The sequence below is a fragment of the Hyphomonas sp. genome, assembly GCF_041398465.1.
Lineage (GTDB): Bacteria > Pseudomonadota > Alphaproteobacteria > Caulobacterales > Hyphomonadaceae > Hyphomonas.
In genome coordinates this window covers 392,604-418,773 of sequence record NZ_JAWKUS010000004.1, presented here as the reverse complement: position 1 = coordinate 418,773, position 26,170 = coordinate 392,604, and the positions used below count along the sequence as shown (strand labels likewise).

General features: G+C 59.7%; 25 protein-coding genes and 1 tRNA gene. 21 read left to right on the top strand and 5 right to left on the bottom strand.

The genetic code is table 11. The features are described from left to right. Positions 1-590, top strand: a 590-nt coding sequence (locus R3C98_RS15000; RefSeq protein WP_371314877.1) for a DUF3363 domain-containing protein, incomplete at its 5' end; no start/stop codon positions are given. A gap of 55 nt (positions 591-645) precedes the next feature. Here R3C98_RS15000 and R3C98_RS14995 read toward each other — a convergent pair. Continuing rightward, positions 646-1,164 (bottom strand): thermonuclease family protein, encoded by a 519-nt coding sequence (locus R3C98_RS14995; RefSeq protein WP_371314876.1) that lies wholly within the window; start codon positions 1,162-1,164, stop codon positions 646-648. Positions 1,165-1,368: 204 nt separating this feature from the next. On the opposite strand from R3C98_RS14995, the gene R3C98_RS14990 reads away from it, so the two are divergent. From R3C98_RS14990 to R3C98_RS14980, 3 genes are read left to right on the top strand one after another with little or no spacing between them, the layout of a single operon-like run. Beyond that, positions 1,369-2,148, top strand: a complete 780-nt coding sequence (locus tag R3C98_RS14990) for a hypothetical protein (RefSeq protein WP_371314875.1) — start codon at positions 1,369-1,371, stop codon at positions 2,146-2,148. After that, the gene (locus R3C98_RS14985) at positions 2,117-3,004 is read left to right on the top strand and encodes a ParA family protein (RefSeq protein ID WP_371314874.1); all 888 of its coding nucleotides are present in this window, start codon (positions 2,117-2,119) and stop codon (positions 3,002-3,004) included. Before R3C98_RS14990 ends, R3C98_RS14985 begins: the two co-directional genes overlap by 32 nt. Beyond that, positions 2,997-3,548 (top strand): hypothetical protein, encoded by a 552-nt coding sequence (locus R3C98_RS14980; protein ID WP_371314873.1) that lies wholly within the window; start codon positions 2,997-2,999, stop codon positions 3,546-3,548. Before R3C98_RS14985 ends, R3C98_RS14980 begins: the two co-directional genes overlap by 8 nt. A 457-nt stretch (positions 3,549-4,005) precedes the next feature. On the opposite strand, the gene R3C98_RS14975 is transcribed toward R3C98_RS14980, so the two are convergent. Beyond that, positions 4,006-6,534 (bottom strand): DEAD/DEAH box helicase, encoded by a 2,529-nt coding sequence (locus tag R3C98_RS14975; protein ID WP_371314872.1) that lies wholly within the window; start codon positions 6,532-6,534, stop codon positions 4,006-4,008. 83 nt (positions 6,535-6,617) lie between these two features. Beyond that, positions 6,618-7,595 carry a DUF1837 domain-containing protein gene (locus R3C98_RS14970; RefSeq protein WP_371314871.1) on the bottom strand — a complete coding sequence of 326 codons (978 nt, stop codon included), beginning with the start codon at positions 7,593-7,595 and terminating at the stop codon, positions 6,618-6,620. Between the two features lie 382 nt (positions 7,596-7,977). On the opposite strand from R3C98_RS14970, the gene traG reads away from it, so the two are divergent. The 15 genes from traG to R3C98_RS14895 all read left to right on the top strand — a co-directional run bounded on the left by traG (position 7,978) and on the right by R3C98_RS14895 (position 22,408). Continuing rightward, on the top strand, positions 7,978-10,041 hold the full coding sequence (gene traG / locus R3C98_RS14965; protein WP_371314870.1) for an IncP-type conjugal transfer protein TraG: 2,064 nt from the start codon (positions 7,978-7,980) through the stop codon (positions 10,039-10,041). Beyond that, on the top strand, positions 10,038-10,499 hold the full coding sequence (locus R3C98_RS14960; RefSeq protein ID WP_112062302.1) for a CopG family transcriptional regulator: 462 nt from the start codon (positions 10,038-10,040) through the stop codon (positions 10,497-10,499). The genes traG and R3C98_RS14960 overlap by 4 nt, the downstream gene beginning before the upstream one ends. Then, the gene (gene trbB, locus R3C98_RS14955; protein ID WP_371314869.1) at positions 10,492-11,514 is read left to right on the top strand and encodes a P-type conjugative transfer ATPase TrbB; all 1,023 of its coding nucleotides are present in this window, start codon (positions 10,492-10,494) and stop codon (positions 11,512-11,514) included. The genes R3C98_RS14960 and trbB overlap by 8 nt, the downstream gene beginning before the upstream one ends. Continuing rightward, positions 11,511-11,822: a TrbC/VirB2 family protein gene (locus R3C98_RS14950; protein WP_371314868.1), complete on the top strand. Its 312-nt coding sequence runs from the start codon at positions 11,511-11,513 to the stop codon at positions 11,820-11,822. The genes trbB and R3C98_RS14950 overlap by 4 nt, the downstream gene beginning before the upstream one ends. Beyond that, positions 11,822-12,094, top strand: a complete 273-nt coding sequence (locus tag R3C98_RS14945) for a VirB3 family type IV secretion system protein (RefSeq protein ID WP_371314867.1) — start codon at positions 11,822-11,824, stop codon at positions 12,092-12,094. The genes R3C98_RS14950 and R3C98_RS14945 overlap by 1 nt, the downstream gene beginning before the upstream one ends. Continuing rightward, positions 12,088-14,517 carry a conjugal transfer protein TrbE gene (gene trbE, locus R3C98_RS14940; RefSeq protein WP_371314866.1) on the top strand — a complete coding sequence of 810 codons (2,430 nt, stop codon included), beginning with the start codon at positions 12,088-12,090 and terminating at the stop codon, positions 14,515-14,517. Before R3C98_RS14945 ends, trbE begins: the two co-directional genes overlap by 7 nt. Further along, positions 14,502-15,227: a P-type conjugative transfer protein TrbJ gene (trbJ, locus tag R3C98_RS14935; protein ID WP_371314865.1), complete on the top strand. Its 726-nt coding sequence runs from the start codon at positions 14,502-14,504 to the stop codon at positions 15,225-15,227. Before trbE ends, trbJ begins: the two co-directional genes overlap by 16 nt. 4 nt (positions 15,228-15,231) lie before the next feature. Next, entirely contained in the window at positions 15,232-16,557 is a 1,326-nt protein-coding gene (gene trbL / locus R3C98_RS14930) for a P-type conjugative transfer protein TrbL (RefSeq protein WP_371314864.1), read from the top strand. Between the two features lie 3 nt (positions 16,558-16,560). Beyond that, positions 16,561-17,244 carry a conjugal transfer protein TrbF gene (gene trbF, locus R3C98_RS14925; RefSeq protein ID WP_371314863.1) on the top strand — a complete coding sequence of 228 codons (684 nt, stop codon included), beginning with the start codon at positions 16,561-16,563 and terminating at the stop codon, positions 17,242-17,244. A gap of 12 nt (positions 17,245-17,256) precedes the next feature. After that, complete coding sequence (gene trbG / locus R3C98_RS14920; protein WP_371314862.1) at positions 17,257-18,285, top strand: P-type conjugative transfer protein TrbG; 1,029 nt, start codon at positions 17,257-17,259, stop codon at positions 18,283-18,285. 56 nt (positions 18,286-18,341) lie between these two features. After that, positions 18,342-19,541: a TrbI/VirB10 family protein gene (locus R3C98_RS14915; protein WP_371314861.1), complete on the top strand. Its 1,200-nt coding sequence runs from the start codon at positions 18,342-18,344 to the stop codon at positions 19,539-19,541. Then, positions 19,538-19,756, top strand: coding sequence for a DUF2274 domain-containing protein (locus R3C98_RS14910; protein ID WP_371314860.1), 219 nt, complete (start codon positions 19,538-19,540; stop codon positions 19,754-19,756). Before R3C98_RS14915 ends, R3C98_RS14910 begins: the two co-directional genes overlap by 4 nt. Before the next feature lie 46 nt (positions 19,757-19,802). Next, the gene (locus R3C98_RS14905; RefSeq protein ID WP_371314859.1) at positions 19,803-19,997 is read left to right on the top strand and encodes a helix-turn-helix transcriptional regulator; all 195 of its coding nucleotides are present in this window, start codon (positions 19,803-19,805) and stop codon (positions 19,995-19,997) included. Positions 19,998-20,171: 174 nt separating this feature from the next. After that, on the top strand, positions 20,172-20,981 hold the full coding sequence (locus tag R3C98_RS14900) for a type IV toxin-antitoxin system AbiEi family antitoxin domain-containing protein (RefSeq protein ID WP_371314858.1): 810 nt from the start codon (positions 20,172-20,174) through the stop codon (positions 20,979-20,981). Then, positions 20,978-22,408, top strand: a complete 1,431-nt coding sequence (locus R3C98_RS14895) for a nucleotidyl transferase AbiEii/AbiGii toxin family protein (protein ID WP_371314857.1) — start codon at positions 20,978-20,980, stop codon at positions 22,406-22,408. The genes R3C98_RS14900 and R3C98_RS14895 overlap by 4 nt, the downstream gene beginning before the upstream one ends. 187 nt (positions 22,409-22,595) lie before the next feature. Here R3C98_RS14895 and R3C98_RS14890 read toward each other — a convergent pair. Then, positions 22,596-22,671: transfer RNA gene (locus R3C98_RS14890), tRNA-Thr, on the bottom strand. Positions 22,672-23,041: 370 nt separating this feature from the next. On the opposite strand from R3C98_RS14890, the gene R3C98_RS14885 reads away from it, so the two are divergent. Both R3C98_RS14885 and metG read left to right on the top strand, forming a co-directional pair. Further along, entirely contained in the window at positions 23,042-23,521 is a 480-nt protein-coding gene (locus R3C98_RS14885; protein ID WP_371314856.1) for a hypothetical protein, read from the top strand. Between the two features lie 257 nt (positions 23,522-23,778). Further along, on the top strand, positions 23,779-25,509 hold the full coding sequence (gene metG, locus R3C98_RS14880; protein ID WP_371314855.1) for a methionine--tRNA ligase: 1,731 nt from the start codon (positions 23,779-23,781) through the stop codon (positions 25,507-25,509). Here metG and R3C98_RS14875 read toward each other — a convergent pair. Next, complete coding sequence (locus tag R3C98_RS14875; protein ID WP_371314854.1) at positions 25,506-26,147, bottom strand: hypothetical protein; 642 nt, start codon at positions 26,145-26,147, stop codon at positions 25,506-25,508. The genes metG and R3C98_RS14875 overlap by 4 nt on opposite strands. Positions 26,148-26,170 lie beyond the last annotated feature (23 nt).

Here is a 26,170-nt window from a genome sequence, read left to right as displayed (position 1 = left end):
GGCATGTCGAGCGGACGGCTGAGGCGGATTGGAAAATCCCACCGGACTATCTGGATCACGCGAAGGACTACGAACGGACACAAGCACGGTTCAGGTCGGCGCAATTGCTCGTGCAAACTGAGCTTGGGCTGAAGGATCAGGAAACGGCGCTCGGCGTGACCTGGCTGGACGAGGCGCCTTCCGCATCCGGCGTGCCGCTTGGGTTTGGCCAGGAGGTCGCAGAGGCGCAGGTGAAGCGGCGTGCGTTTCTGGCGGGGATTGGAATGAAGGTAGAGGCAGGCGCAGGGTTATCCGCAGCACAGAAGTCTGAGCTGTTGAAGCGCGACCTTGCGCAGGCTGGCCGGGAGCTGAGCGAAGAGATCCGGAAGCCCTATTCACCAGCACCGGATCGAGGCCATGTGGACGGCACCTACCGCGAACCGGCTTCGCGCGTGAGCGGGAAGTTTGCGATCATTGAGCGGCAGCGGGATTTTACGATTGTGCCCTGGCGGCAAGTGCTTGAACAGCGGCGCGGAATGGCGGTGTCCGGCGTCGTTCGCGGGGGGAGGATTTCATGGGCGCTGGGGCGTGGGGTTGGGATGCCAGAGTAGGTTCCGAAGGTGAACAATGTCCACGAAGGTATGGTATTGAGACTTTGTGGACGAGTTAGGGACAGCTTTTTACCCGGTCATAGTTGCGAGTGCCCCAAAGATCAGCTGGACAATCAAGGCCCCAGATGCCCGCCAGGGCTTCCCGGGCGGCCGCTTCTTCGTCTGCATAGGCACACTGGCTGAACTTCGGCCAATCCCTACCCCAGCCTTTGCCGACGATGAAATCACCTAGGTCAACGCCATCAACTTCGCAGGTGCCGATCTCGCGGTCACCGTTCATTTTGCCTGTCATGTGACAGGTTACTGTCTTCTGGCCCAAAAACTCCTGCAAGGCGTTCGCACCGGCGGTATACACATTGACCCTACCACACCGAGAGCCCTTCTCAGGTGAGTCGAACCCTGACAATCGTACAGCACGACCGTGGATCTCAATCGTATCTGCATCCCGAATACTTGCATTTCCGGCTAGAATTTCAGGATTGTCGCTTGCAGTCGGTGCACCAGTTTCTGGCGTACAGGAACCCAACATCGCTGCTGCGCTGATTACGGCGACAATTTTTGATCGTTCCATCATCCAGGGAGACTATCTCTCGGAACAGCTAGTGCAAACGCCCGCTAAGAAAAATAGCCCTCCTCGGTTCGCCCTTGGCGCTCCCAAATTGAAGCTTTGTATACACAGGCAATGAGACTCTTGGATTCTTCATCCGAAGTACAAAATTGAATCGGTTCGCCGTTGCGTTGTGGCTTCTGTTGCCCTTAGATGGCGAGGGGGTGGCTGATGGAAGATCTCGAGCGAATAGTATTGGAAGTGCTTTCAGACGGAGCTGAACAAAGCTTGGGCGAGCTGGAAACACGGACCATGAAAGCGCTCGGCCGCAAGCTGCCGGAAGATCTCTATCCAGAAACGCTGGAAACGCTAAAAGCGCGTCGCTTGCTTTCAATAACTGGGGAGAAAGTGAAGCGGTCAGAGCCGGATTTTCCCGAGAGAGATCTTGAAGCTGGAATTGAAACTTTCATTTCTTCCGAGCAGGCTGTCACCCATTTACGCCTCGAACGGGGATCCACAATCTGGCAGAAAACTGCGCGAGGTGGTCGGGCGGGGACCGGCACCTGGTCGCGGCCCGACTTCACTATCGCGACCATTCGCAAGAGAAAGTATGATCCTGTCCGCCATTTGGACCTCATAGCCCTGGAGCTGAAGAACGTCGCCGGATCGAGTGTAGTGGCTGTTCATGAAGCTTTGGCCCATACCCGGTTTGCACACTACGCCTATCTCGTCTGCCCCAGGTCCCATCTGAATGCTTCAGTACAGCGCGCAGTACGGGAATCATGCTCTCAACACGGCATTGGTCTCCTCAGTTTCGACCTCAGCGTCGGTAGCGGAAACTCCCCAGCATTTTCTGCTTTCCGGTTTGAGGTTGACCCCCGCCGCCAGGCGCCGGAACCAGAACTGGTGGACAACTACATCGACGACAGGTTTGACGTAGAAAGCCAGGAGCGCCTCTCAAGGATCGCAGGAGGACAACATGACGCTGGTCATGACCATCGCAAATCGTAAGGGTGGTGTCGGAAAGACCACCCTCGCCGTTGCACTTGCGGAAACATTTGTGTTCGAGCACCGGAAAGATACGGTCATTCTGGACCTGGACCCTCAGTCCAGTGCCTCTGAAATCCTGTTGTCAGAGGCTGACTACGCTGACCGCATTGAGAATGACCGCGCTCTACCCGCCTATTTTCGAAAGGCTATGCAAGCGTCGTGTCAGTTAGAAGAGAAAACGATTGCTCGCGCCCGACACAGCCTGGTCGGGCGGGGAAAAGTGGATTTGGCGATCGTTCCCAACTCAACAGAGCTTTGGGACGTGGAATTCGAAGCATTGAGATCAGGCCACGAACAAAAATACCGAATGGCTGTAACTACGCTGATCGAGTCTTTGAAGGCTGAGTACAAGGTCATCATCGTTGACACCCCGCCAGGTAAGACAATGGCTGCCGAAGAGGCAATTGTTGCGTCAGATGTCGTGATTTGCCCGATTGTACCGGAGCGCCTTTCGGTCTGGGGTATGGACCGAATGAAGGAATACTTCGAGGACCTGGGAACCCGCCGTAGCCTCCCGCCTTGGAAATTCGTGGTATCGAAGCTCACTACCCAATTCGCGCAGGCGAATGCCCAAGTTGAGCACTTGAGAACAAACTACCCCGACAATTTCCTTGTGGACCGTATCGGTCTTCCAGGATTCGGTCGCACCGAATTGGTGGGATTGCGTCAAACCCAAAGCATCATTCATCGCATAGCTAGATTTAGGGACCATCCCGACGACGTAAAGACTCTTCAGGGCTTTTACGGCGCAGACGCAACTCAGCAGTTGATTAGAATTGCACGCAAACTGCAGGAGGTTCATTCAAATAATGCTTGACCGCATCGAACTCATTTCAGCAGTGAACGGATTTCCGCTCAAAATTAGTGCGACAGCGCAGCGGGCGTTGCATAAGACGCTCGATAAAGCGCTCGGACAAATGCTTGTTGCGCTGCCACTGGAAGCTGCGCAGGCAGCCACCGCTACAGAGCAGCGGATGATCATTGAAGCCTTCACTGAGTCCCTTTCGATGGCGGATCTCAAGAAGATTTCGAAGCTCTGGGAACCCAAAAGGACAGTTACATCCAGCGTAGCTCAAACCGAACTCGCGCGAGATCTCGAGCAGTTGCTTTTTCGTTCCCGGGAGCCTTTCAAACCGACGACGCTGTCATTGGCCCAAGTCCGGTCTCTAAGTGACGCGGATCGTGGCACAATAGAAACAGGCATCAGGCGCTTCGCAACGGCCAGCCAAGCGAAGGCGCTCCTAAGAAAATGGGACAAACATAACAATCTGAAAACTGGCGGCGGTGATGCCGAAATTCGAGAACGGCTGCTCGATCTCATAGCGGGTGCAGAAGCAGTCCCCAAGCCACCCAAAGGCTAGTCGAAGGAGGACGGCCCTATGGAAGGATGCGGCTTGTTCTTGATCATCGCGGGGATCGTGGCGGCGCTATTTGTGTTCCTGCCTTGGCCTATCGCGCTTATGATCATCATTGGCTTCGTTCTAGTCGGCATATCAGAAGCCAACAAAGACAGATGACAAGCTAGCGCCCTAACCCGGCAAGCGACTATTGTGCTGGTTCCTAATGTTCATTCACAACAGAACCTTTGACAGCGGCACGCACTGTCGCGATGTCATGCATATGCGGTTCAATCAACCAATTCAGTGACTGCAATGGGCGCAAAAGAAGTCGTTACCCGAATAGGCGGGCAAGTAGATACAACTGCTAAGCTAAATAGTATATAAGTCCCTTTATTAGGTTGCTAACCTAGGTACCCTTTGGCCGAGGTAATCGAGTACCGTGACCTTACAGCACGAGTGGGCTTGACGCATCCACCGACTAAGAGGCGTTCTGAAAGCGTGTAATCACTTCACGGATTTCCCTCTTGACTAGTCTTGGGATATCTAAGGTTTCCCAAGTACCTTCGCGCAAAACTTCAACGGCTTGCGCCTCTGTCAGATCATCGCGTGCCAGAAAGTCCGCCAATTCAATTGCGCTGGTGCGGGAGAGACCGAGTCCGATAAAAGACAGCATCGTATTAGTGTTGACCCCAAATTCTAGGTAGAGATCGAAGGGAAGGTCTGCTGGAAACTCACTCGCTCTGCCTAGCTCCGTATATCGAAATCTGAGCACATCGAGATAAGCTGAGAGATACTTTGGCGCTGCAAAACGCGCAAACTCTTCGACAAACTTCATCGTGTTACGGATGATTGTGGCGAAGTTGATCTCCTTGTCGCCATCCTTGCTCTGCTCTCTTTGAATGGCGGCTGCGATCATCTCGCCAATACGCTTGCCACGCATCCAATCGATGGTGGTGAATGCGGCAGCCCATTGCAGTCCCTCGCTCGGAAATACTGGCGCAAGCGTTCGATTGATTCGTTGAAAAACTGGCTTCAGGTATTGCGCCGCATTTGAATCTTCCGGCAGCGGCGGCAGCAACTCTTCGATATCTTCAGGTTCGCTCCGAAAATCGTTGAGCAGGGCTTGCATCGCAATCGCGCTGATCCCCGGGTGCGCTGTTAATAACTCCTCCGGCAGCTCAATTTTTGCGAACGCTTCAGCCACACTAGTCGTGACAATTTGAGCGCTGTCTGGATCGAGCTGCCGAATAGAGGACAGACCTGACAGGTCGCCTTGTCTTGCGAAATGGCTGAGCAAATAGGCTGCAATATGCTCCCTAGCCTCGTCGCCAGAATCGACTGAACCGCTTGCACGCTGCTCAATATAATTGGCGATACCGTCTATGTCTTGGAGCGCGCGGTCGGTCTCCCTGATGATCGGATAGACTTCCTTTTGCGGAATGCCAGAAGGCCATAACCGCTCCTCGTCAGGATCAACGCAAACAATGTTGCCGTAAAAGTCTGAGCCCCAGCGCCCCGCACGGCCAGCTAAGTTCCAGAAATCCTGAGGGGTCATATGACTATCCTTGCCCGTCCCTTTTTTTGGGCCCCTCACGATAATGGTGCGGCAGGCGAGATTGACACCCTCTACGAGCGTGGATGTACACACAAGAAAGCGGATCTTGCCGATCCGAAACAGCCGCTCCAACTCGCGCCTGAGAATCGAGGGCATGTTCCCATAGTGGAAACCGACTCCTCGCCTCAACAGGTGGACCAGTTGAAACTTCGGGTGAATCCGCGTGCGGCAATAATCGATGAGATCGGCCAAATCCTCATCCAGCTCGCCATTCTGTGGTTCAAATTCTGCGAGGCCATCATAGATCTGCGACGCAATCTTCTCAGCATCGGACGCGCGATTTGCATAGACAAGCGTCCCAGGCTCTGCTCGGCCCAGCGCCAAGGCGATAAAGGACAGACGTTTTGTTTGGGTCTGACCGGCAGGCCTGTCATGGAGATGAAACTCGCCCACGCGGCTTTCACCTTGGTCGCTGACCAAGAATAGTTCCCAATCCTGAGTCTTGCGCCGCTTTGAACGCGCCACGAAGAGGTTTTGGGTCACCGTTGGAACTCGTCCTGCGACAACGTCCTTCGAAGTCTCCTGCGGCGCATCGAGAAGCAGAACTTCAGGATTGCAAGAATGTGGACTAAGGAACACAAAGCGGCTGCTTGGTTTGGTTCTCAATATTCGTTCGACGGCGTCCTGCAAAATGACGCCGCGACCTCCGTCGGACACTTTTTGGGCCTCATCGACGATGCAGAGATCAATCTCGGGCGGCTGTTCAAATCCGTTAAGGAACAGATGCAAGCGCTCTTGGGTGAACACCAGGATCGTCGGATGCAGTCCATCGCCAAAGCTGCGCAAGGGCAGCGAGGCGACACGCAGGTCCGGTATTAGAAACGATGGCTTTAGATCAAGGAGCTCCCGCTCGATTTCTGTCACCAAGGCGCGAGTCGGAGCCAGAAAAACCGCCAATCTGCCCCGGCCGGCCTGCAGTTCGCCCATGAGCCAATTAAGGATCAGATAAGTTTTGCCGGCCGCTGTTGGCGCTGTCGCGGACAACCAGGAGAATCGGCCGAGTCCGTCCCAGAGTTTTTGCTGGAATGGATTGCCCAATACGTCTTCAGTAGAATTGACAGGAATTGCATCTTCAATCGCGCGCCGCGTCGCCAGCAAACGCTGAGTCAGGCCAAGATGTCTCGTTAGATCAGGGCGAACCAGGTCTTTCTTTTCGGCAAGCCGTACCGCTTGGCGGTTGGACAATTGAGAGAGTACAACCGCGCTTGCGTCCCGCACCAAAGCTGTGGAGCCAAAAACAAGGCCAGCCTGAGCAATCATCAGCGCGGTTTCGAGCTCTGATGTGTCTTCGCTTTCGGCAAGGATACTGGCGGCGAGCATGAGCCTTTGCCAGTCGAAGTCTTTCGCCGTCTTGACCGACTCGTCCTCGAAGATGCCTGACCCGAAACTCATTCGCGCGCTCCAGCGCCTGAGTTCAGCAATCTCATCGCCAATACCCTCGCTTGAAACAAGCCAGGACTGCAGTTCTGCGGCCTCTATTGCCACCCCTTCAAGCCTTTCAAAAACGCAGCGCGAAAGTCATCGACTGAGCGCAAAGGGACGCACACTACGTGTATGTCAAAGTGCGAGATCTTTTCCATCCCGAGACGCTTGCCTGTATGGGAGCGCCAATTCACAAAATCGGACTTAAGGGCAGCTTCAATCTCCTCCCAGACCCCAGAGGCCTCGACCGACGGCAGATGCACACTGTCAAACCCAACAAGCGCAAACCCGCACATTCTCAATTTATTGGCCTGCGGTTCGTCACGGTCGAAGAAGCGCTTCAATGTGCTCACCAGCTCGGGATCTGTCAGATCGGCATACTCATTGAGGAGCAGCATGTCTCGTGCATTCGTTGCGTCCTCACTGAACTCTTCACGCAGAAACGGTGCCAGCGACGACAGGCAATCGGTTATGGCAGCAGTGGCTGTCTGGTAGAGTTTCGACTCCCCCCAATAGAGATCGAGAAAGCCATCCTCGGTCGAGGATGCATAAACCCCATCAGCGCCGTGGTAATGCATGCTGGTGGACGTCTTCAGGCTCATCTTGCAGAGGATCTGCGCGAGTTCGAAGACGGCTTCGGCAAGCGCAAACAGGAGGAGCTCGCCGCCCTCTCCGGTTTTTTCGAGGTCGGTAAAGCTGTCTCGCGCTCGCCTCTGCAGGCGTATCCAAGCCGCCGCGGACTTGGTTTTGCTGTATTCTTCCTCTGCCCTCTCAATCGCCTGACGAGGAACCGCATAATCAACCACGCGGTCCATCAGAAAATCGACGAGGTGATCTGGTTTAAGGCGGCCATGGGCATCAAGCTGCGGGCCATAACAATGGATACGGGTCTTCGTGCCATCAATGGTCACATCACGCTCGACTACCTGTAGATGAGCATCGGTGATCTTCGGTCCGCGCCGTACTGCCGACAGCAGCCTTTCCCTCAGCGCATTGCTGAATTCAGGCACCTTGCTTTCTGCGCCAGGCATTGCAGCGTCTTCTACCGTTGACATTCGATCATGTGATGGCGAATTGACTGATTCGGCAACTCCTCGGTGGTGTGTGAAAGCTCTTCAAAGGCTGCAAACGTGGCGCGGAAAGACATTACATTCTGATCAAATTCAGAGGATTCGATTTCCCCTGTAGTGTGCTTTGTCCGCTCTTAAGGTCAATCCAAGGTTTCGTTAAGACCGCTTGTTGGAAAAGCCGGAATTTCCATTGACGACCGCTTCCGGGATATTCCGGACTCATCAAATTCTTCTCAGAATCTCACCCATCTGCCCGGCAACTCCTAAGCCTTCAGAACACCCTACAAATTTCCCCCAATTCCCTCTCTGGAGACTGAGGGGCTGATCGGTCAGATTCAGTGTCATGAAACATGGCACGAACCTCTTCTGGCAAATCATCTTCGTCTTGCTTGTCGTCCTGGTGGCGCTCTGGTGCGCGACGGAGTGGACGGCCTGGTCGCTGGGCTGGTCGCCGCGGCTCGGTGAGCCGCTTGTCGTCGTCCTGGACATGCCGGTCTATGTGCCGTGGGCCTTCTTCGGCTGGTGGTATTCCTTCGACGCCTATGCGCCGGATGTGTTCGACCGAGGCGGATTGATCGCCGGCTCGGGCGGGGTTGCCGCCATCGTGATTGCAGTGACAGGATCGATCCTCCGGGCTCGGTGGGACAAGCGGGTCGCGACCTTTGGCTCGGCACGCTGGGCGGAAGGCAGGGATCTGCGCAAGTCAGGCCTCTTGAAGCCCGCAGGCGTGTTCCTTGGTCAGGCCCAGGGCTCCTATCTCCGCCATGACGGCCCCGATCATGTCATGGCCTTTGCGCCGACCCGGTCCGGCAAGGGTGTGGGGCTGGTTGTACCGACGCTTCTGTCCTGGCCGCATTCGGTGCTGGTGCACGACATCAAGGGCGAGAACTGGCAGCTGACCTCCGGCTGGCGCGCAGAATTTTCGCATTGCCTGCGGTTTGACCCGACGGATGTCGCGTCAGCCCATTTCAATCCCTTGATGGAAGTGCGTAAGGGTCCCTGCGAAGTGCGCGATGTCCAGAACATTGCGGATATTCTGGTGGATCCGCAGGGCAAGCTCGGCGATCTTGGGCACTGGGTCGACAAGGCAAACTCCCTGCTGGTCGGAGTCATCCTGCATGTCCTCTATGCCGAACAGGAAAAGACGCTGGCCCGGGTCGCAAGCTTCCTTGCGAACCCCGACCGGACATTCCGTACGACACTGGCCGTCATGATGCGGACAAATCACCTCGGCACAGGCGAGGCACCCAAGGTCCATCCCGTCGTCGCCGAAACAGCCCGCGAACTGATGAACCAGTCGGAAAACGAGCTTTCCGGTGTCCTGTCGACGGCCTTGCGGTTTCTGTCGCTCTATCGCGACCCGGTCATCGCGGAAGTGACCTCGCGGAGTGATTTCCGGATCGCGGACCTTGTCTCCGGCGACCGGCCCCTTTCGCTCTACCTGGTCGTGCCGCCATCGGACCTCTCGCGCACAAAACCCCTGATGCGGCTTCTCCTGAACCAGGTCGGACGGCGGCTCACGGAGCATCTGGACGTGCGCCCATCTGGGCTGGCACGCGGCAAGTCGCTGGCTCTGAGCATCCTTAGCGCATGCGGGCTGCTCGCGCCGCAGGTCGCTCAGGTGGCGTCCCCGTCCCGTCGGCGGGTCCTGTTCATGCTGGACGAGTTCCCGGCGCTTGGCCGGCTCGATTTCTTCGAAAGCGCACTCGCCTATATGGCCGGCTATGGCCTGAAGGCCTTCCTGATCGCGCAATCCTTAAATCAGATCGAGAAGGCCTACGGCCCGTCGAATGCAATCCTCGACAATTGCCATGTGAGGGTGGCGTTCGCGACCAATGACGAGCGGACGGCCAAGCGGATTTCCGATGCGCTCGGCACCAAGACTGAACAGCGGGCGATGAAGAACTATGCCGGGCACAGGCTGGCACCCTGGCTGTCGCACAAGATGGTCTCCCGCCAGGAAACCGCCCGGCAGCTGCTGACACCCGGCGAAGTGATGCAGCTGCCTGCCGATCAGGAATTGGTCCTTGTCGCAGGCTCACCTCCGGTGCGCGCGCTCAAGCTTCGCTACTACGAGGACCAGAACTTTACCGAACGGCTGAAAGATGCTCCTGATTTTGCGGTCTGCATCCCGAATGCCCGGGAGGATGATTGGGGGACGGAAGTCCGGTCGATCCACGAGGGCCTGATGCAGGCCTCTGAGATCGAACCCGATGGTGAGGGCCTCGGGCCTCAGAAGGCACGGGATGCTGCCAGGGAGCGCGCGCAGGTCTCTGTGCCCGCCAGGACCGGTAAGTCGCAATCAAGGTCACGCGGCGCGCCGCAGCCCAGCCTCTTCGACGCGCTTGTGAAAGCCGACAGTCTCGAACAGGCGACCGGCATCGATCTCACGGGGAATGGCCAATGAAACCCCGGATCCAGCCCTACATCTCGCCCGAGACCCATCACCGGCTCCAGGCCATGGCGAAACGCCCGGGCCTCTCCGAAAGTGCCATCGTCGACCGGGCGCTGGTGGCATATTTCTCCGGCGAAGCCGACAATCAACGCGAAGCCGCCATCAATCGCCGGCTCGACCGGCTGACGCGGCAGTTCGGGCGGATCGAGCGGGACAATCTCGTCCTTGCCGAAACGCTCGCGACCTTCGTGCATTATTTCCTCACGGTTACCCCGCCGGTGCCGGCCAACCAGGTGGAGGCCGCCCGCGCCAAGGGAGACCTCCGGTTCGATCTCTTTGTCCGCCAGGTCGCCGAAGCGCTTCGCTCCGGCCAGCGCATTCTCCAGAACGCGGTCGAGGATGTGACGGCGGAAGCGGCCAGCCTTGGAAGCGATACTGGATCTTTGACTGAGGAGCGGGCCGATGCGTGACACGCCGAGCCTTGCGCGGACCCGCGCCATGCTGGTGACGGCGCTCGGGAACGAGATTGTCGCGGCGCTGGACGATCCCACCGTGGTCGAGATCATGATCAATCCCGATGGCCGGCTCTGGGTCGAACGGCATGGAAGCGGGCGGGCCGAGACTGGCTTGATGTCTCCGGCCGATACGGAACGTGTCATTCGCCTGGTCGCCAGCCATATGGGACGGCGCGCGGATGCGGCCTCTCCCATCGTGTCGGCGGAGCTGCCGATGGGCGGGGAACGGTTCGAAGGCGTGTTGCCACCGGTATCGCCGGGACCGTGTTTCTCGATCCGCAAGCCTGCGGGCCGAGTGATCAGTCTGGATACCTATGTCAGTTCCGGCGTCATGGCAGCTCATCATGCCGAGGCTTTGCGGCGCGCGGTGCTGGAACGCGAGAACATTCTCGTGGTCGGCGGCACGGGCTCCGGCAAGACGACACTTGCCAATGCGCTCCTCGCCGAGATTGCCCGGACCGGCGACCGGCTCGTCATTCTCGAAGATACGCGTGAGCTTGTCTCGGCGGCGGAGGATTCGGTGCAGCTGCGGACGCAACCGGGATCGGTGACACTGGCAGACCTTGTCCGCTCGACCCTGCGCCTCCGCCCCGACCGGATCATCATCGGCGAAGTCCGGGGCGCCGAGGCGCTCGACATGCTGAAGGCCTGGAACACCGGCCATCCGGGCGGGATCGCCACGCTGCATGCAAACTCCGCCCTTGGCGGCCTCTCCCGGCTCGAACAGCTGATCGGCGAGGCCTCCGCTCAGGTACCGCACGACCTCATCGCCGAAACGATCGACTGCGTCGTCTACATCTCGCGGCGCGCCGGCCGGCACCGCGTCGAGACGGTCGTGCGCATGAACGGGCTCGGGCGCGGCGGCTACGACCTCAGCCCCGTCCAGCCGGACCTGCAGCTCGTTCTGCCGAGTCTTCCTTTTTCTGAACCGCTTCTCTCCACCGCACCAAAAAGGACACCACCCCAATGAACAGAGACATGATCAAGGGCGTCAGCCTGAGTTTGCTTGTCGCGGCAATTACCTTCCCCGCCCATGCAGCCGGGTCCGGCATGCCCTGGGAAGCCCCTTTGCAATCGATCCTTGAATCGATCGAAGGCCCGGTCGCCAAGATCCTTGCGACCATCGTCATCATCCTGACCGGCCTCGGCCTTGCCTTCGGCGAGAGCGGCGGCGGGATGCGGAAGCTCCTGCAGATCGTGTTCGGCCTGTCGATCGCATTTGCCGCGACCTCGTTCTTCCTCTCGTTCTTCTCCTTCGGCGGCGGGGCAACGCTCTGATGGCAGACGTTTCGTCCCTCCCAGCTGGTTACAGCGTGCCGGTGCATCGCTCGCTCACCGCGCCGATTCTGCTCGCCGGCGCGCCAAGGCTTGCGACCATCGTCAACGGCACGCTGGCCGCCGCGCTCGGCATTGGCCTCCAGCTCTGGGTTGTGGGGCTCGTCTTCTGGATCGTGGCGCAGGGGATCTGTGTCTTCGCCGCCCGGCGCGATCCGCAATTCACAGACGTGCTGATCCGGCACATTCGCCAGAAGGCCTATTACGCATGCTGAACCTTCGAGAATACCGCGCCCGCCCGGCCTGCCTTGCGGACCATCTCAAATGGGCCTGTCTCATCGCGCCCGGCATCGTCCTCAACAAGGATGGCAGCCTCCAGCGCACCATTGCCTATCGCGGTCCCGACCTTGAAAGTTCGACGGCGGAGGAACTCGTTGCCGTCACCGCGCGAATGAACAATCTCCTCCGCCGGTTCGGCTCCGGCTGGGCGCTACATATCGAAGCCGACCGCAAGCCATCGGTCACCTATCCTGAAAGCGCGTGGCGCGATGCAGCCGCCTGGCTGGTCGACGAGGAACGCCGCGCGGCCTTCGAGGAAGCAGGCCGGCACTTCGAGACCGATTGCTACCTGACCCTCACCTGGATGCCGCCAGCCGACCGGACGGCAAGGATCGAACAGCTCTTCATCGACGATCCGGCGGACGCTCCGGCAGCCTTCTGGAGCGAGCATTTCGTCCATTTCGAAACCGAGACGGCGCGGGCCCGCGACATGATGGCGGATCTGATGCCGGAGGCGCGGTTCCTGGATGACGATGAGACACTCACCTATCTCCATGCCTGTATCTCTACGTCGCGGCAGGACGTGCGGGCGCCGTCCGTGCCGATGTGCCTCGATGCGCTCCTGGTCGACACCTCCCTGACCGGCGGTCTTTCACCCCGCCTTGGCGAGGAGACGCTGAAAGTGCTCACGATCAACGGGTTCCCGGCGACCGGTGAGCCGGGGCTCCTGTCGGAGCTCGACCAGCTCGGTTTTGCCTATCGCTGGGTGACGCGCTTCCTGCCGCTCGACAAGCCGGACGCTGAGAAGACGCTCAACGCTTACGTCCGCAACTGGTTTGCGAAGCGCCGCTCCCTCACCTCCTACCTCCGTGAAATCCTCACCAACGAACCGGCGACGCTGCTCAACACCGACGCCGACAACCAGGCCGCCGATGCGGACGAGGCATTACAGGCGCTCGGCGCGGGCCATGTCGCGTTCGGCTACTGCACCACGGCGATCGTGGTGCGGCATGCGGACGCCTCTGTGGCCGAAGAGCAGATCCGCGCCGTCGAGCGCGTGATCCGCGGGCGCGGGTTCACCTGCGTTGCGGAAAGCGTGAACGCGATCGAAGCCTGGCTCGGCACGTTGCCGGGCGAAGCCTATGCCAATGTCCGCCAGCCGCTGCTGAACACGATCAACCTCGCCCATATGGCGCCGCTCTCTTCGCTCTGGGCAGGGGCGGAGCGCAATGCACATCTGGATGGCCCGCCGCTCCTGATGGCACGCTCGGCCAGTTCGACGCCATTCCGGCTGGTCACGCATCAGGGCGATGTCGGGCATATGATGGTGGTCGGACCGACCGGGGCCGGCAAGTCGGTGCTGCTGTCGCTCCTGGCGCTGCAGTTCCGCCGATACGAGCAGGCGCAGGTCTTCATCTTCGACAAGGGCGCGTCAGCACGCTGCACGACGCTCGCGCTGGGCGGCACCTGGTATGAGCTTGGGCTCGACGGTGATCTCGCCTTCCAGCCATTGCGGGACGTCGATGGCGAAGCAGGCCTCGCATCGGCGCAAGCCTGGGTGTTGGGGCTCATCGAACAGGAAGGTGTCCCTGTGACGCCGGAGGTGAAGCAGGCCGTCTGGACGGCGCTGCAGAGCCTCGGCGCGGCGCCCGTCGCGCAGCGCACGCTCACCGGGCTGGTCGCGCTCCTTCAGATGCCGGACCTCCGGCAAGCGCTGGAGCCCTACACGCTGGCCGGGCCTTATGGCGCCCTGCTCGATGCCGATGAGGATAATCTCGAAACCGGCGACATGCTCTGTTTCGAGATGGACGCGCTGATGCAGGACAAGCGGCTGGCCGCACCTGTGCTGGCGCACCTGTTCACGAAGCTCGAAGCGAGATTCGACGGGCGTCCGACGTTGCTGATCCTCGACGAGGCCTGGCTGTTCCTCGATCATCCCCTGTTTGCGGGGCGTCTTCGCGACTGGCTGAAGACGCTTCGCAAGAAGAACGTGTCCGTCGTGTTCGCAACGCAGAGCCTGTCGGACATTGCGGCAAGCGCAATCGCGCCCAGCCTTATCGAAAGCGCACCCACCCGCATCTTCCTCGCCAATGCGCGGGCCGAGGAGCCCTCGCAGCGGGCGGCGTATGAAGGGTTCGGGCTGAATGCGCGGCAGGTCGAACTGATCGCGCGGGCGACACCGAAGCGGGACTATTATGTTCAGACGCCGGACGGCAACCGCCTGTTCGATCTCGACCTTGGACCGGTTGCGCTCGCCTTTTGTGCTGCCGGGTCGAAAGCCGACCAGAAGCTGATCTCGGAAATCGTTGCTTCAGTTGGTCCGGAGGGCTTCGCACCCGCCTGGCTCGAAGCGGGCGGGCTTTCCTGGGCGGCGGACCTCATTGGAACGGAAGGAGAGATGCCATGCGCGGCCGAATGATTGCCCTGCTGCTCGGATCAGTCTCGACGTTCGGTCTGGTTGGGCCGCCCGCACACGCCCTGCTCGGCGTCGGGGATGTCGTGATCGATCCGACCAATCTCGTCCAGAACATCCTGACCGCCACACATACGCTGGAGCAGATCAACAACCAGATCCAGCAGCTGCAGCATGAAGCGCAGATGCTGGTGAACCAGGCCGAGGACCTGAAACGTCTCGACTATGCCTCGATCGAGCATTTGAAACGCCTGCTCGAGCGGATCGAGACGCTGATGCGGGAAGCGGGTGAAGTCACCTACGAGGTCGAGCAATCCGAACGCCAGTACCGCGAAGCCTTCCCGGACACCTATGAAGACCTCACCAATGAAGAGATCGTCGCCGAGGCCGCCAATCAGTGGCGGATCAGCCGCGACGCGTTCCGCACCTCGATCCAGGTCCAGTCCGGGATCGTGACCTCGATCGCGGACGCAAGAGAGACCCTGACAGACCTTGTGGGCGAGAGCCAGGCCGCAACGGGGAACCTGTCTGTCGCGCAGGCCGGCAACCAGCTCGTCGCCCTTGTCGTCGAGCAACAGATGCAGATGCAGCAGCTGATGGCCGCGCAGTACCGGATGGTGACGCTTGAGGAGTCCCGCCGGGCCGCCATCGAGGAACAGGCCCGTATCCGTCACAAGCGCTTCGTCGGCGACGGCGTCGCCTATTCGAGAGATTGAGGCGATGGAAGACCTCGGTGTTATCGACCAGTTCGTCGCGACTTTTTCCGCCTATATCGACAGCGGGTTCGGGCTCCTTCAGCCGGATGTCGCATTCCTGACCTCCGCGCTGATCGCCATCGACATCACGCTGGCAGGCCTCTTCTGGGCCATGGGTCCGGATACGGACATAGTCGGACGGTTCCTCAAGAAAGTGCTCTATGTCGGTGCTTTTGCCCTGATCCTTGGGAACTTCGCGCTTCTCTCGGACATTGTGTTCACGAGCTTTGCGCAGCTGGGCCTCAATGCGACCGGCGGCACGATCACGGCCGAGGACATCATGAAGCCGGGCTTCGTCGCCGCAGCAGGGTTCGATGCAGCCCTGCCCCTGCTTGACGAAATCGAGAAGCTCACCGGCCCGCTCGCCTTCTTCGAAAATTTCGTGATCATCGCGGTCCTGTTCCTTGCCTGGATCATCACGCTGCTCGCCTTCTTCTTCCTCGCAATCCAGCTCTTCGTCACCATCATCGAGTTCAAGCTGACGACGCTGGCCGGTTTCGTGCTGATCCCCTTCGCGCTCTGGAACAAGACCTCGTTCCTGGCTGAAAAAGTCCTCGGCAATGTCATCGCGTCCGGCATCAAGCTCATGGTGCTGGCGATCATTGTCGGCATCGGCTCGACGATCTTCTCCTCCATCACCGGAACCTTCCAGCCGGATGAGGTGACGCTCGAACAGGCCGCCTCCGTCATCCTCGGCTCGCTCGCCATGCTCGCGCTCGGACTGTTCGGGCCCGGCATCGCCACGGGGCTTGTCTCCGGTGCCCCTCAGCTGGGTGCCGGGGCCGCCATCGGCACAGCCGCGGGCGTCGCCGCCGGAACCGTCGCGGGCGGCACCCTCGCAGCGTCCGGGATCAGGGCGGCAGGCGGCGGCGCGCGCAGCGCGGTCGGCGCAGCGGCCTCCATTACGGGCGGTGCCCGGACCGCTTACCAGATGAATGCCGCTGCCTCCGGCAAGACCGGCACCAGCGCGGCTATGGCGGGCATGAGCGGTGTCGCAGGCGCAGGCGTCCGCGCAGCAGCCTCCGGGGCCCGCAACTTTGCCCGGCGCGCTTTCGGATCCCCCGGCGAGCGTCACCAGGCAGGCGCGCGGGCCACGTTTGCGGCGACCGGCGGGACCGGCGCGCCCAATGCTGCGCTGACAGGCGGCTCCAATGCATCCCCCGACTGGGCCCGGCGCATCCGGCGCGACCAGTCGACCCGCGATGCAGGCATGATGGCGGCCGCGGCGGTACGTGACGGCGACCGGCCGGGTGGCGGCACATCGATCGAACTCAGAAAAGACGAGGACTAAGCAATGCTCTGGAAGCGCAACTCCACCCGCTATGGCGAGACGCCGGAACCGGTGACACCCTACCAGCGCGCGGCGCAAGCCTGGGACGACCGGATCGGCTCAGCCCGCGTCCAGGCGGCCAATTGGCGGCTCGCGGCTCTCGGCAGCCTTGGCCTTTCATTCGTGCTGGCCGGCGGCCTCGTCTGGCGGTCGACCCAATCGATCGTGACGCCCTATGTCGTCGAACTGACCGGCGAGGGCGCCGTACGCGCCGTCGGGCCCGCCGACGGACGCTATGAGCCGACCGATGCGCAGATCGCCTATCACCTCGCCGAGTTTGTGAAGAATACACGCTCCATCTCCATCGATCCGGTCGTCGTGCGCCAGAACTGGCTGAAGGCCTACGCCTATGCGACCGACCGCGCCGCGGCCACGCTCAACGACTATGCCCGCGACAATGATCCGTTTGCGGAGGTCGGCAAGCGCTCCGTCTCGGTCGATGTCACCAGCGTGGTGCGCGCCTCGGACGACAGTTTCACCGTGCGCTGGCGGGAGACGGCCTATCGCAATGGCACCGAGACCAGCCAGTCGACCCATACGGGCGTCTTCTCGATCGTCATCGACCCACCCCGCACCGAAGAGGCCCTAAGGGCCAATCCTCTCGGCCTCTACGTCCACGGCCTCAACTGGTCGAAAGACCATCAATAGGAGCTTAACCCCATGAAACGCCTTGCCCTGATCCTGCTTGCTTCTTCGGCGCTTGCCGGCTGCGAGACATTGCCCACATCGCTCGGTCCCGACATCACGCTGGATGAACCGGACTATGTCGAAGATCTCTATCTTGCTCCGGATGTGGAGGAGACGGAGGTCGCGGAAGCGAAGCCTGCGCCAGATCCCGTTTCCTATCGCACCTACACACCAACGATCATACCCGTCACAGTGCCCGGCCAGTTGAAGCCTCTGCCTGCAGAGACGGAGGTGCCTTCCCTCAAACCCTATCAGGCGATCGAGACTGCAAACGGCAAGGCCGCGATTGAGCCCTCGCTCGACAACTACCTGAACGCGATTCAGGTCTATCCCTACACCGTGGGCGCGCTCTATCAGGTCTATTGCGCGCCGGAACAGGTGACCGACATCGTTCTCCAGCCTGGCGAGGAACTGGTCTCCGTCTCGGCCGGCGACACAGTCCGCTGGGTTTTGGGTGATACGGTCTCGGGCACCGGCAGCGACGCTCAGGCCCACATCCTGATCAAGCCGACCCAGGCAGGTCTCAAGACGAACCTCATCATCACGACGAGCCTGCGCGCCTATCACCTGGAACTCCGGGCGTTCGAGGAAACCTATATGGCGGCCGTCTCCTGGCGCTATGCCGACCAGCAACTGGTGACGCGGGTGGCGAGTTCGGGCACAGCGCGTGCATCGGCTTCGTCTTCGCCGGCCGGATTGCAGCTCGACCGGCTGAAGTTCCGGTACGATATCGACGGCGATGCGCCGCACTGGCGGCCGGATCGCGTTTTTGACGATGGGCGCAAGGTCTACATCCAGTTCCCGGCCCGGCTCGACCAGGGCGAGGCCCCGGCCCTGTTCGTGATCGGCCGGGACGGCAAGTCCCAGCTCGTGAACTATCGCATGTCCGGCGACTATTATGTCGTCGACCGCCTGTTCGCCCGCGCCGAACTCCGCCTTGGCGAAAAGCGCCAGGATGTCGTGAAAATCGCGCGCAATGATCTTGGAAGCACGAAGCCATGACGGAAGCAGCTTCCCCTGCGCCCCTGCCTTTGGAAATCCGAGGGAAACCCCGGCCCGTGAAGCGGTTCTCCAAACGAGCGCTGATGGTGCTCATCGGCACCGGCAGCGCGATCGTGCTCGGCTCGCTCGCCTTCGCCTTGCAGGGCCCGAAGGACGATACGAGTGGTCCCGCGCGTGAGCTTTACAATACCGGGCATAATCCGGAGGCGGATGGTCTTGCCGTACTGCCGAAGTCTTATGGAGAGTTGCCGCCAGAGGAAGACATTCTCGGGCCGCCGCTTCCGGGAGACCTCGGTACGCCGATCCTGAAGGCCCAGCGCGAAGGGCGTATGGGACTGCCGGATCAGGATGTGCCTGAGGTGGATCCGATGCACGAGCAGCTGGCGGCGCTGGAAGCCGAACTCCAGGCGCGCGAAGCGGCGCTGACGGATGCGGCGCGCGGGAGCGGGGTATTTTTCAAGGTTGGAGCGAGTGCAGGATCGAAGACTATCATCGGGAGTGTTGCGTCCGCGGCGCCAGCTTCGGTGAGCTTCCCGGACCTGTCGGCGTTTGCGTCGTCTCGCGAGGGTGCGTTTGGGTCTTCGCTCAGCGAGGATCCGAATCGGCAGGTGAGGAAACTGGATTTTCTCGGCCAGGAGCCCGATCCGTCGATCTACAATCCGCACCGGCTCGAGACGCCCGTCTCGCCCTACCAGCTGATGGCGGGAACGATCATTCCGGCAACGCTGCTGACGGGCGTCAACTCCGATCTTCCCGGCCAGGTCATCGCGCAGGTGACGAGCCCGGTCTATGACACGGTGACCGGCGAGATCGTGCTTGTGCCGCAAGGCGCGCGCCTGATCGGGCGCTATGACAGTGTCATCGCGTTCGGCCAGTCACGGGCCCTCCTTGTCTGGAGCCGGATCGTCATGCCGGACGGCTCCTCTATCCGGATCGACAATCTCGCCGGTGTCGATGCCCGTGGATATGCAGGCCTCGAAGACAAGGTCGATTATCATTCCTGGAAGCTCCTGCAGGGCGTTGCGCTCTCAACGCTGCTTGGCGTGGGTTCCGAACTTGCCAGCGATGACGAGGGCGATATCGCCCGGGCCCTTCGCCGCTCGGCCCAGACCGGCGCCAACGAGGCCGGTCAGGAAATCGTACGCCGCAACCTCGACGTCCAACCCTCGATCACGATCCGTCCGGGCTGGCGGCTCGGCGTGCTCGTGAACAAGGACATCGTTCTGAAACCCTATGAAGGAGGACACCAACCATGAGCAAGACCAATCTGAAGATCGGACCGCTGCCCGACCGGACGCCGCAGAAACTGACCGTTCTGATCGATCCACCGCTGGCGGCGGACCTCGATGACTATGCCCGGATCCATTCGGAGATTCACGGGGTCGAGGTTCCGGTCGCCGCGCTTGTGCCGCTGATGCTGGAGACTTTTTTGGCGAGCGACAGCGGGTTCAGACGGGCTAGGAGATCCTGACCGGGCGGCGTTGCCCGGCAGCAAATTCATTCGTGGAGTAAACAAAATGGCTAAGTTGATTACAGCACAGCAGGTTCTTGAACTGACGGGGTACCGCAGTCGGACAACACTGTGGAGAAAAGTCCGAGCGAAGGTCTTTCCGGCCCCGGTAAAACTTCCGGGCGATGCTGTTCGTTGGCGCGAACAGGAAATTCAGGATTGGATCGAGGAAGCTCCGCGCCAGACCTACACAAGATCATAGCCCCGGTGGAAAGCCTAGCCGCAGTTAAGCCAAATTAGGCCTGCACAAAAAGTATGTTTTGATTGTCATAATTCATCAAATCGATGAATTGCAGTAGATATATTATACTGGCGCAACTCATAGATATAGTATATTGCATACGCCGTAATTCATCGATTTGAGAAAATAGGACATATGGAGAATAGTAAAAGTGCGATTCCGCAAGGCCGACAGCACGTCGCGCAGCTAATCGCACGCGCAGGCGACGTGATCCAAATTGATGATGCAGTTAGCATTTTGGGAATCGATCGGGATGCCGCCGCAAAGACTCTGGCGCGTTGGACGAAACAAGGTTGGCTCAGACGAGTCAGGCGGGGCGTTTACGTACCAGCGGCACTCGACTCATTGGGAAGCGAACATGTGCTCGAGGATCCCTGGGTCCTCGTACCCAGTCTGTTTGCACCTGCTTATGTCGGAGGTCGCACCGCTGCAGAGTATTGGGACCTAACCGAGCAGCTTTTTAATGACATCGTCATAATTACGGCCAAGCCCGTCCGACAGAAATCGCAGAAGCGCCACGGCGCTACTTTCACACTCAAACATGTTCAGGCGCGCAAACTCTTCGGCACAAAAAGTGTTTGGCGGGGCAGCGCCAAAGTCCAGGTGTCTGATGTGCAAAAGACCCTAGTCGACATGCTTGATGACCCATCCATTGGAGGCGGCATTCAGCACATCGCTGACTGTCTGGGCGAGTATTTCAAGCGCAAGGACAGAAATGACAACCTGCTGATTGACTACTGCGTGCGACTGGGAAATGGCGCGGTCTTCAAGCGCCTTGGGTACCTGTCAGAAATACGAGGCGGAGAGGAAGAACTCGCTCAGGCCTGTCGCGGGCATCTGAGCAAAGGAACGGCCAAACTGGATCCCTCGCTTGATTGCCAGAAACTCGTCACGCAATGGCAGCTATGGGTTCCTGCCCGCTGGAAAAAAGCGAGAGAAAGATGATCGACCGGCGAGAAATCCTCGACACTGCATCTCGCATGTCGCTTACACCGCATGTCGTCGAGAAAGACTACGTTCTCGGCTGGATGCTTGCCGGCATCAGCGCCCACCCAGCATTGCGCGATAGCTGGCTCTTCAAAGGTGGGACATGTCTCAAGAAATGCTTCTTTGAAACCTACCGCTTTTCCGAAGACCTTGATTTCACACTCACGGAACCTTCGCACCTCGACGAGGAATTCCTGAGTTCGACGTTCAGCGAAGTCGGCGAATGGATTTACGAGCGCACGGGCATAGAAGTTCCGGCCCACCTCCAGAATTTTGACATATATACCAATCCACGCGGCTCAATATCATGCCAAGGCAAAGTTAGCTATCGAGGCCCCGTCGCAAGCCGCGACCTTCCAAGGATCAAACTCGACCTCACTGCCGATGAGCGGATAGTCCTCGCACCCGTGCGTGTAAGTGTCTTTCATCCGTACTCGGATGCACCAGTTGAGGGGATCGATATTCTCGCCTACGCCTATGAAGAACTGTTCGGCGAAAAGGTGCGGGCGCTTGCCGAGCGAACCCGGCCGCGAGACCTCTATGATGTGGTCAACTTGTTCCGCAATGCAGAAGCCCGTCCTCATGCAGCCGTCATGCTGGATGTGCTACGCCAGAAATGCGAATTCAAAGGCATTTCGGTGCCGGCACTCACCGATCTTGAGCCGCATCGAGGCGAGCTCCAGAACCTCTGGCAAAACATGCTGGCTCACCAACTTCCAACACTTCCACCCTACGAGAGTTTTTGGGATGAGCTACCCGCGTTTTTTGAATGGCTCGCAGGCGGCGTCACACCTAATATCCCCGCGGCCTTCACTATTGGCGCGGGCGAAACCGTTCTGCGCCAACGCAATCTCCGACTACCGGTTTCAGCGCAGGCTCAGACCATCATAGAGATCATCAGATTCGCGGCCGGCAACCGGCTCTTGGTAGAGCTGGACTATCAAGGATCGACTAGACGGATCGAGCCATATTCACTGCGCAGCACCCGAGACGGGAACATCGTGCTGCACGCCTGGAATACGGACCGAAACGAGCATCGTTCCTACCGTGTAGATCGCATGCAGGGAGCCCGGGTGACCAATGCTGTGTTCACGCCACGGTACGCAGTGGAACTCAGTCCGCAAGGTCCTGTGCAAGTGGCACAAAGCACTGCTCGGCCCGAGACACTCACTACCCGCGCGACCTTCGACAATCCTCGTTCGACCTCCCGCAGTTCTCCCCGCAGGAGTACCAGCTCGGGCAAACCGGTGCACATTTACCAGTGCCCCGTATGCAACCAAAAATTCAGGCGAGACCGGCTGAATGGCCGCCTCAACCCGCACAAGAATGACTGGGGTGGGCCGTGTCCTGGCCGTACTGGCTTTTTCGTAGAGACCAGATACTAGCCGTTGGCCGTGCCGGACAGGCCGACCAAATTTCCCGAAAATGAGCGACGGCGGTGCCGAGGGTCTCCAGCGGAGATCCCGAGCTGCAGAAAATCACAGTTTTCTTAGCTGGAACCCCAAATGGAACCCCAGAGCGTTTTTTGGGGTAATCTGGGGAACAAGAACTACCTTAAGTCCTTGTTTCCTATGGTGCCGGCTGCAGGACTCGAACCCGCGACCCTCTGATTACAAATCAGATGCTCTACCAGCTGAGCTAAGCCGGCCCATGAGGAACCCCGTCACTAATGGGAACTGAGACCGGATGCAAGCAGGTGGTCCACACCCTTTCCGGAAAGATGGGGATTTCAGCCAGATCCACGGCACAAGGTGACCTTAGGCCCGCCATATTTGCTATCGGAATTCTCCAGAAAGGCGAGTGGCCGGTATTTCCACGGTGCCTACCTCAATGATTTAAAAGACTATTCTTTGCCCCTTTCGAATTCCTTTCAAATTCCTTGGCACCGCCTCATTCGCCCCGGTGGGCGCACATTTCAGCCGCAAACCCAGCCTATCCCCTTGTTCATACAAGGACACAGGAACCGGAAGAGTTCCCAGATACCGATGGAGCAAGAGATGAGCATGAAGGAGACCATTATGAAACGCACGATGTTTGCAGCCGCCGGCCTTGGCCTTGTGGGCGCCCTCGCTGCGCTGCCGGCTGTTTCCGATGCTCCGAAGCCGCCGCCTGCAGAGCCTGTCTACATCGCCCGCAAACCGGTCTGCGAGGACATGAAGCTGTCCATATACTTCCCCGCCTATGAGACGATGCTGTCGTCCTATTCCGTCCGGACACTGAACGCAGCAACCAACGGTCTCGAAGGCTGCGCTGTCACCGATATTGATGTTTCCGTCGTTTCCGAGGAAGCGCACACCGACGGAGAACTTGCGCAGTTGTCTGAAGCACGCGCCGCCGCCGTAATCCAGGCGCTGTCGGATCGCGGCGTATTTGCCCCGCGCATCGAAACAAATTTCAGCGAAGTCAACGCAAAAGCCGCATCCGCCGGCGTCCCGGTGGAACCGATGGCTCGCCGCGTGGATGTCAGCCTCGATGTGAAGCCGGTTTACGGCCTCTAGGTCTCTTTTCCCTCCTCCCCCTCCGAACCGATGCGGGTTCAATCACCGCGCCCGCATCGCCGACTGCCCCGGACTGGCTCTGCCGATCCGGGGCTTTTCTTGGTGTGCGCCAGCGTCAAAGGCCTGAGCGGGCGCCGCTTTTTGTCAGTTCGGTTTCTTTCATTTCCGGCTCGCCGCGCTAAAAGACACGCTTCACAGCGGCCGAAAGGCCCGAATCGCGGTCCTGAAGGCCCTCAAACGGAAAAGACTGGCACCCAATGACGCAATCCCGGCGCATCCTCGTCACCTCTGCCCTGCCGTACATCAACGGCGTAAAGCATCTCGGCAATCTTGCCGGTTCGATGCTTCCGGCTGACGTGTACTCTCGCGTGATGCGCCTGCTGGGCCACGAGGTGACCTATATCTGCGCCACGGATGAGCACGGCACGCCCGCCGAGCTTGCCGCGCAGGCTGCAGGCATCAGCGTGCAGGAATATTGCGACGAGCAGTATGAAATCCAGCGCAAGGCCGGCGAAGGTTTCAGCCTCGCATTCGACTGGTTCGGGCGGACCTCTCGTCCTGCAAACCATGCCGTCACCCAGCATCTTGCCCAGGCACTGGAAAAGCAGGGCCTGATCGAGGAGCGGACCTCCAAACAGGTCTACTCTGTCGATGATGGCCGTTTCCTGCCGGACCGCTATGTCGAAGGCACCTGCCCCACCTGCGGCTTTGAAAAAGCGCGCGGAGACCAGTGTGACAATTGCGGGCGGTTGCTGGATCCGGTTGACCTGATCGATCCGTACTCGTCAGTTTCCGGCAGCCGGAACATCGAGATTCGCGACACCAACCATCTCTACCTGCTCCAGGGCCAGATGCAGGACCGCATCCGCGAATGGGTGAAAAGCAAGGGCGCGCAGTGGCCGAGCCTTGCGGTCTCCATTGCGAACAAATGGCTGGACGAAGGCCTGATCGCCCGGTCCATCACGCGCGACCTCAGTTGGGGCGTGAAAGTGACGGATGCGGACGGTAATCCGCGCCCAGGTTATGAGGACAAGGTCTTCTATGTCTGGTTCGACGCGCCGATCGGCTACATCTCCGCCACGCAGGAGTGGGCAGAGGCAACCGGCAATGACTGGGAATCGCTCTGGAAAACCGACAAGGGCGCCGACGAGGTCGAGTACGTCCAGTTCATGGGCAAAGATAACGTCGCCTTCCACACCGTGTCCTTCCCGGTCACGCTGCTGGGCTGTGGCGAGCCGTGGAAGACGGTCGACAAGCTGAAAGCCTTCAACTGGGTCACCTGGTATGGCGGGAAGTTTTCCACGTCGATGAAGCGCGGCGTATTCATGGACCAGGCGCTGGAGCTTCTGCCAGCCGATTACTGGCGCTGGTACCTGATCTCCAACGCGCCGGAAGGCTCAGATGCGGCCTTCACCTGGGAGGGATTCCAGGCAGCGGTGAACTCCGACCTTGCGAACGTGCTCGGCAATTTCGTGAACAGGATCACAAAGTACACCGCGTCCAAGTTCGACGGACAGGTGCCAGATGCCGGCACGCCCGGCGACGACGAAGCCTGGATGGTGGCCGAGTTGAAAGAGCGCCTGCCCCGCCTGATCGAACACTATGAGGCGATGGAGTTCCGCAAGGCTGCCGCCGAAACACGCGCAATCTGGGCTGCCGGGAACGAGTATCTCACCAAGGCCGAACCATGGGTGAAGTACAAGACAAACGTGGACGCCGCCGCCATCGGTGTGCGCGCTGGCCTGAACCTGGCTGCCCTGTTCGGCATCATCGCCCAACCGATCATTCCGGGCGCTGCGAAGAAGATCCTCGACGCGCTGAACATCCCTGAAGAGAACCGGAACTTCCCGGCTGCGGATACGGACTTCGCCGCTCTGCTGGACGCCCTGCCGCATGGCATGGCGATCTCCCCGCCGGATGTCCTGTTCCAGAAGATCGAGGATGCGCAGGTCGCCGAATGGACTGAGCGCTTCGGCGGCGGAAACTAGGTCTCTCCGGAGGGAGCGTCATTGGTTGGGGTGCCGGACGCCTCATCCGGTTCAACCGTGTCCTTCAAGTCTTCCCTCAAGGCGCGCAGCCGTTCCCGGTAGTGTTCGGCGTCACCATATTCCGAGAACCCGGCGTAACGCGCATGCGTTCCGATCACGCGGCGCGCCTGCTTGATCGGGCACCAGTATTGTTCCGTACGCGCAGCGACTTCCCGCACATAGGCGATGACGCCATTCGCATAGGAGCAATAGGCACAGTTCAGCTTCTCCATCGCGTTGAGGTAAGCGAGGCTCTTGCGGTCGAACACCAGATAATCCCGGCGCCTGACTTGAGGGATACCGTACACCCGGAAGCAGATGGCTTGGTACAGGGACACCCAAAGGTCCAGAACCAGAAAGGCCACAATCAGGGAATAAATCACCGGTGCCGTCACGACGACCCAGAAACGGGCACTCAACAGGTAGGGTATCAGGGCCTTTCGCAGCTCAAGGTGCCTGCGGATGACTTCCTGGTCGAACAGAACACGGCCGCGTTCCATGCCATATCGAAAACCCGCCCGTTTTTTTGCAAATTCCGCTTCGAGCTCCAGCTCAAGCTCATGAATTTTGCCGAGTATCCGGTCTGTGTGTTCTGACATGCTTTCCCGATGCTCCAAGCGTT

What these genes read in the sequence shown, in the direction of transcription:
- trbE (WP_371314866.1), top strand. Translation starts at nt 12,088, where the DNA reads ATGCTGAACCTTCGAGAATACCGCGCCCGCCCGGCCTGCCTTGCGGAC.
- trbG (WP_371314862.1), top strand. Translation starts at nt 17,257, where the DNA reads ATGAAACGCCTTGCCCTGATCCTGCTTGCTTCTTCGGCGCTTGCCGGC.
- R3C98_RS14980 (WP_371314873.1), top strand. Translation starts at nt 2,997, where the DNA reads ATGCTTGACCGCATCGAACTCATTTCAGCAGTGAACGGATTTCCGCTC.
- R3C98_RS14945 (WP_371314867.1), top strand. Translation starts at nt 11,822, where the DNA reads ATGGCAGACGTTTCGTCCCTCCCAGCTGGTTACAGCGTGCCGGTGCAT.
- trbB (WP_371314869.1), top strand. Translation starts at nt 10,492, where the DNA reads ATGCGTGACACGCCGAGCCTTGCGCGGACCCGCGCCATGCTGGTGACG.
- R3C98_RS14905 (WP_371314859.1), top strand. Translation starts at nt 19,803, where the DNA reads ATGGCTAAGTTGATTACAGCACAGCAGGTTCTTGAACTGACGGGGTAC.
- R3C98_RS14960 (WP_112062302.1), top strand. Translation starts at nt 10,038, where the DNA reads ATGAAACCCCGGATCCAGCCCTACATCTCGCCCGAGACCCATCACCGG.
- R3C98_RS14970 (WP_371314871.1), bottom strand. Translation starts at nt 7,595, where the DNA reads ATGCCTGGCGCAGAAAGCAAGGTGCCTGAATTCAGCAATGCGCTGAGG.
- metG (WP_371314855.1), top strand. Translation starts at nt 23,779, where the DNA reads ATGACGCAATCCCGGCGCATCCTCGTCACCTCTGCCCTGCCGTACATC.
- R3C98_RS14990 (WP_371314875.1), top strand. Translation starts at nt 1,369, where the DNA reads ATGGAAGATCTCGAGCGAATAGTATTGGAAGTGCTTTCAGACGGAGCT.
- R3C98_RS14975 (WP_371314872.1), bottom strand. Translation starts at nt 6,534, where the DNA reads ATGAGTTTCGGGTCAGGCATCTTCGAGGACGAGTCGGTCAAGACGGCG.
- trbL (WP_371314864.1), top strand. Translation starts at nt 15,232, where the DNA reads ATGGAAGACCTCGGTGTTATCGACCAGTTCGTCGCGACTTTTTCCGCC.
- R3C98_RS14875 (WP_371314854.1), bottom strand. Translation starts at nt 26,147, where the DNA reads ATGTCAGAACACACAGACCGGATACTCGGCAAAATTCATGAGCTTGAG.
- R3C98_RS14950 (WP_371314868.1), top strand. Translation starts at nt 11,511, where the DNA reads ATGAACAGAGACATGATCAAGGGCGTCAGCCTGAGTTTGCTTGTCGCG.
- R3C98_RS14910 (WP_371314860.1), top strand. Translation starts at nt 19,538, where the DNA reads ATGAGCAAGACCAATCTGAAGATCGGACCGCTGCCCGACCGGACGCCG.
- trbJ (WP_371314865.1), top strand. Translation starts at nt 14,502, where the DNA reads ATGCGCGGCCGAATGATTGCCCTGCTGCTCGGATCAGTCTCGACGTTC.
- R3C98_RS14995 (WP_371314876.1), bottom strand. Translation starts at nt 1,164, where the DNA reads ATGATGGAACGATCAAAAATTGTCGCCGTAATCAGCGCAGCAGCGATG.
- R3C98_RS14895 (WP_371314857.1), top strand. Translation starts at nt 20,978, where the DNA reads ATGATCGACCGGCGAGAAATCCTCGACACTGCATCTCGCATGTCGCTT.
- R3C98_RS14985 (WP_371314874.1), top strand. Translation starts at nt 2,117, where the DNA reads ATGACGCTGGTCATGACCATCGCAAATCGTAAGGGTGGTGTCGGAAAG.
- traG (WP_371314870.1), top strand. Translation starts at nt 7,978, where the DNA reads ATGAAACATGGCACGAACCTCTTCTGGCAAATCATCTTCGTCTTGCTT.
- trbF (WP_371314863.1), top strand. Translation starts at nt 16,561, where the DNA reads ATGCTCTGGAAGCGCAACTCCACCCGCTATGGCGAGACGCCGGAACCG.
- R3C98_RS14885 (WP_371314856.1), top strand. Translation starts at nt 23,042, where the DNA reads ATGAAACGCACGATGTTTGCAGCCGCCGGCCTTGGCCTTGTGGGCGCC.
- R3C98_RS14900 (WP_371314858.1), top strand. Translation starts at nt 20,172, where the DNA reads ATGGAGAATAGTAAAAGTGCGATTCCGCAAGGCCGACAGCACGTCGCG.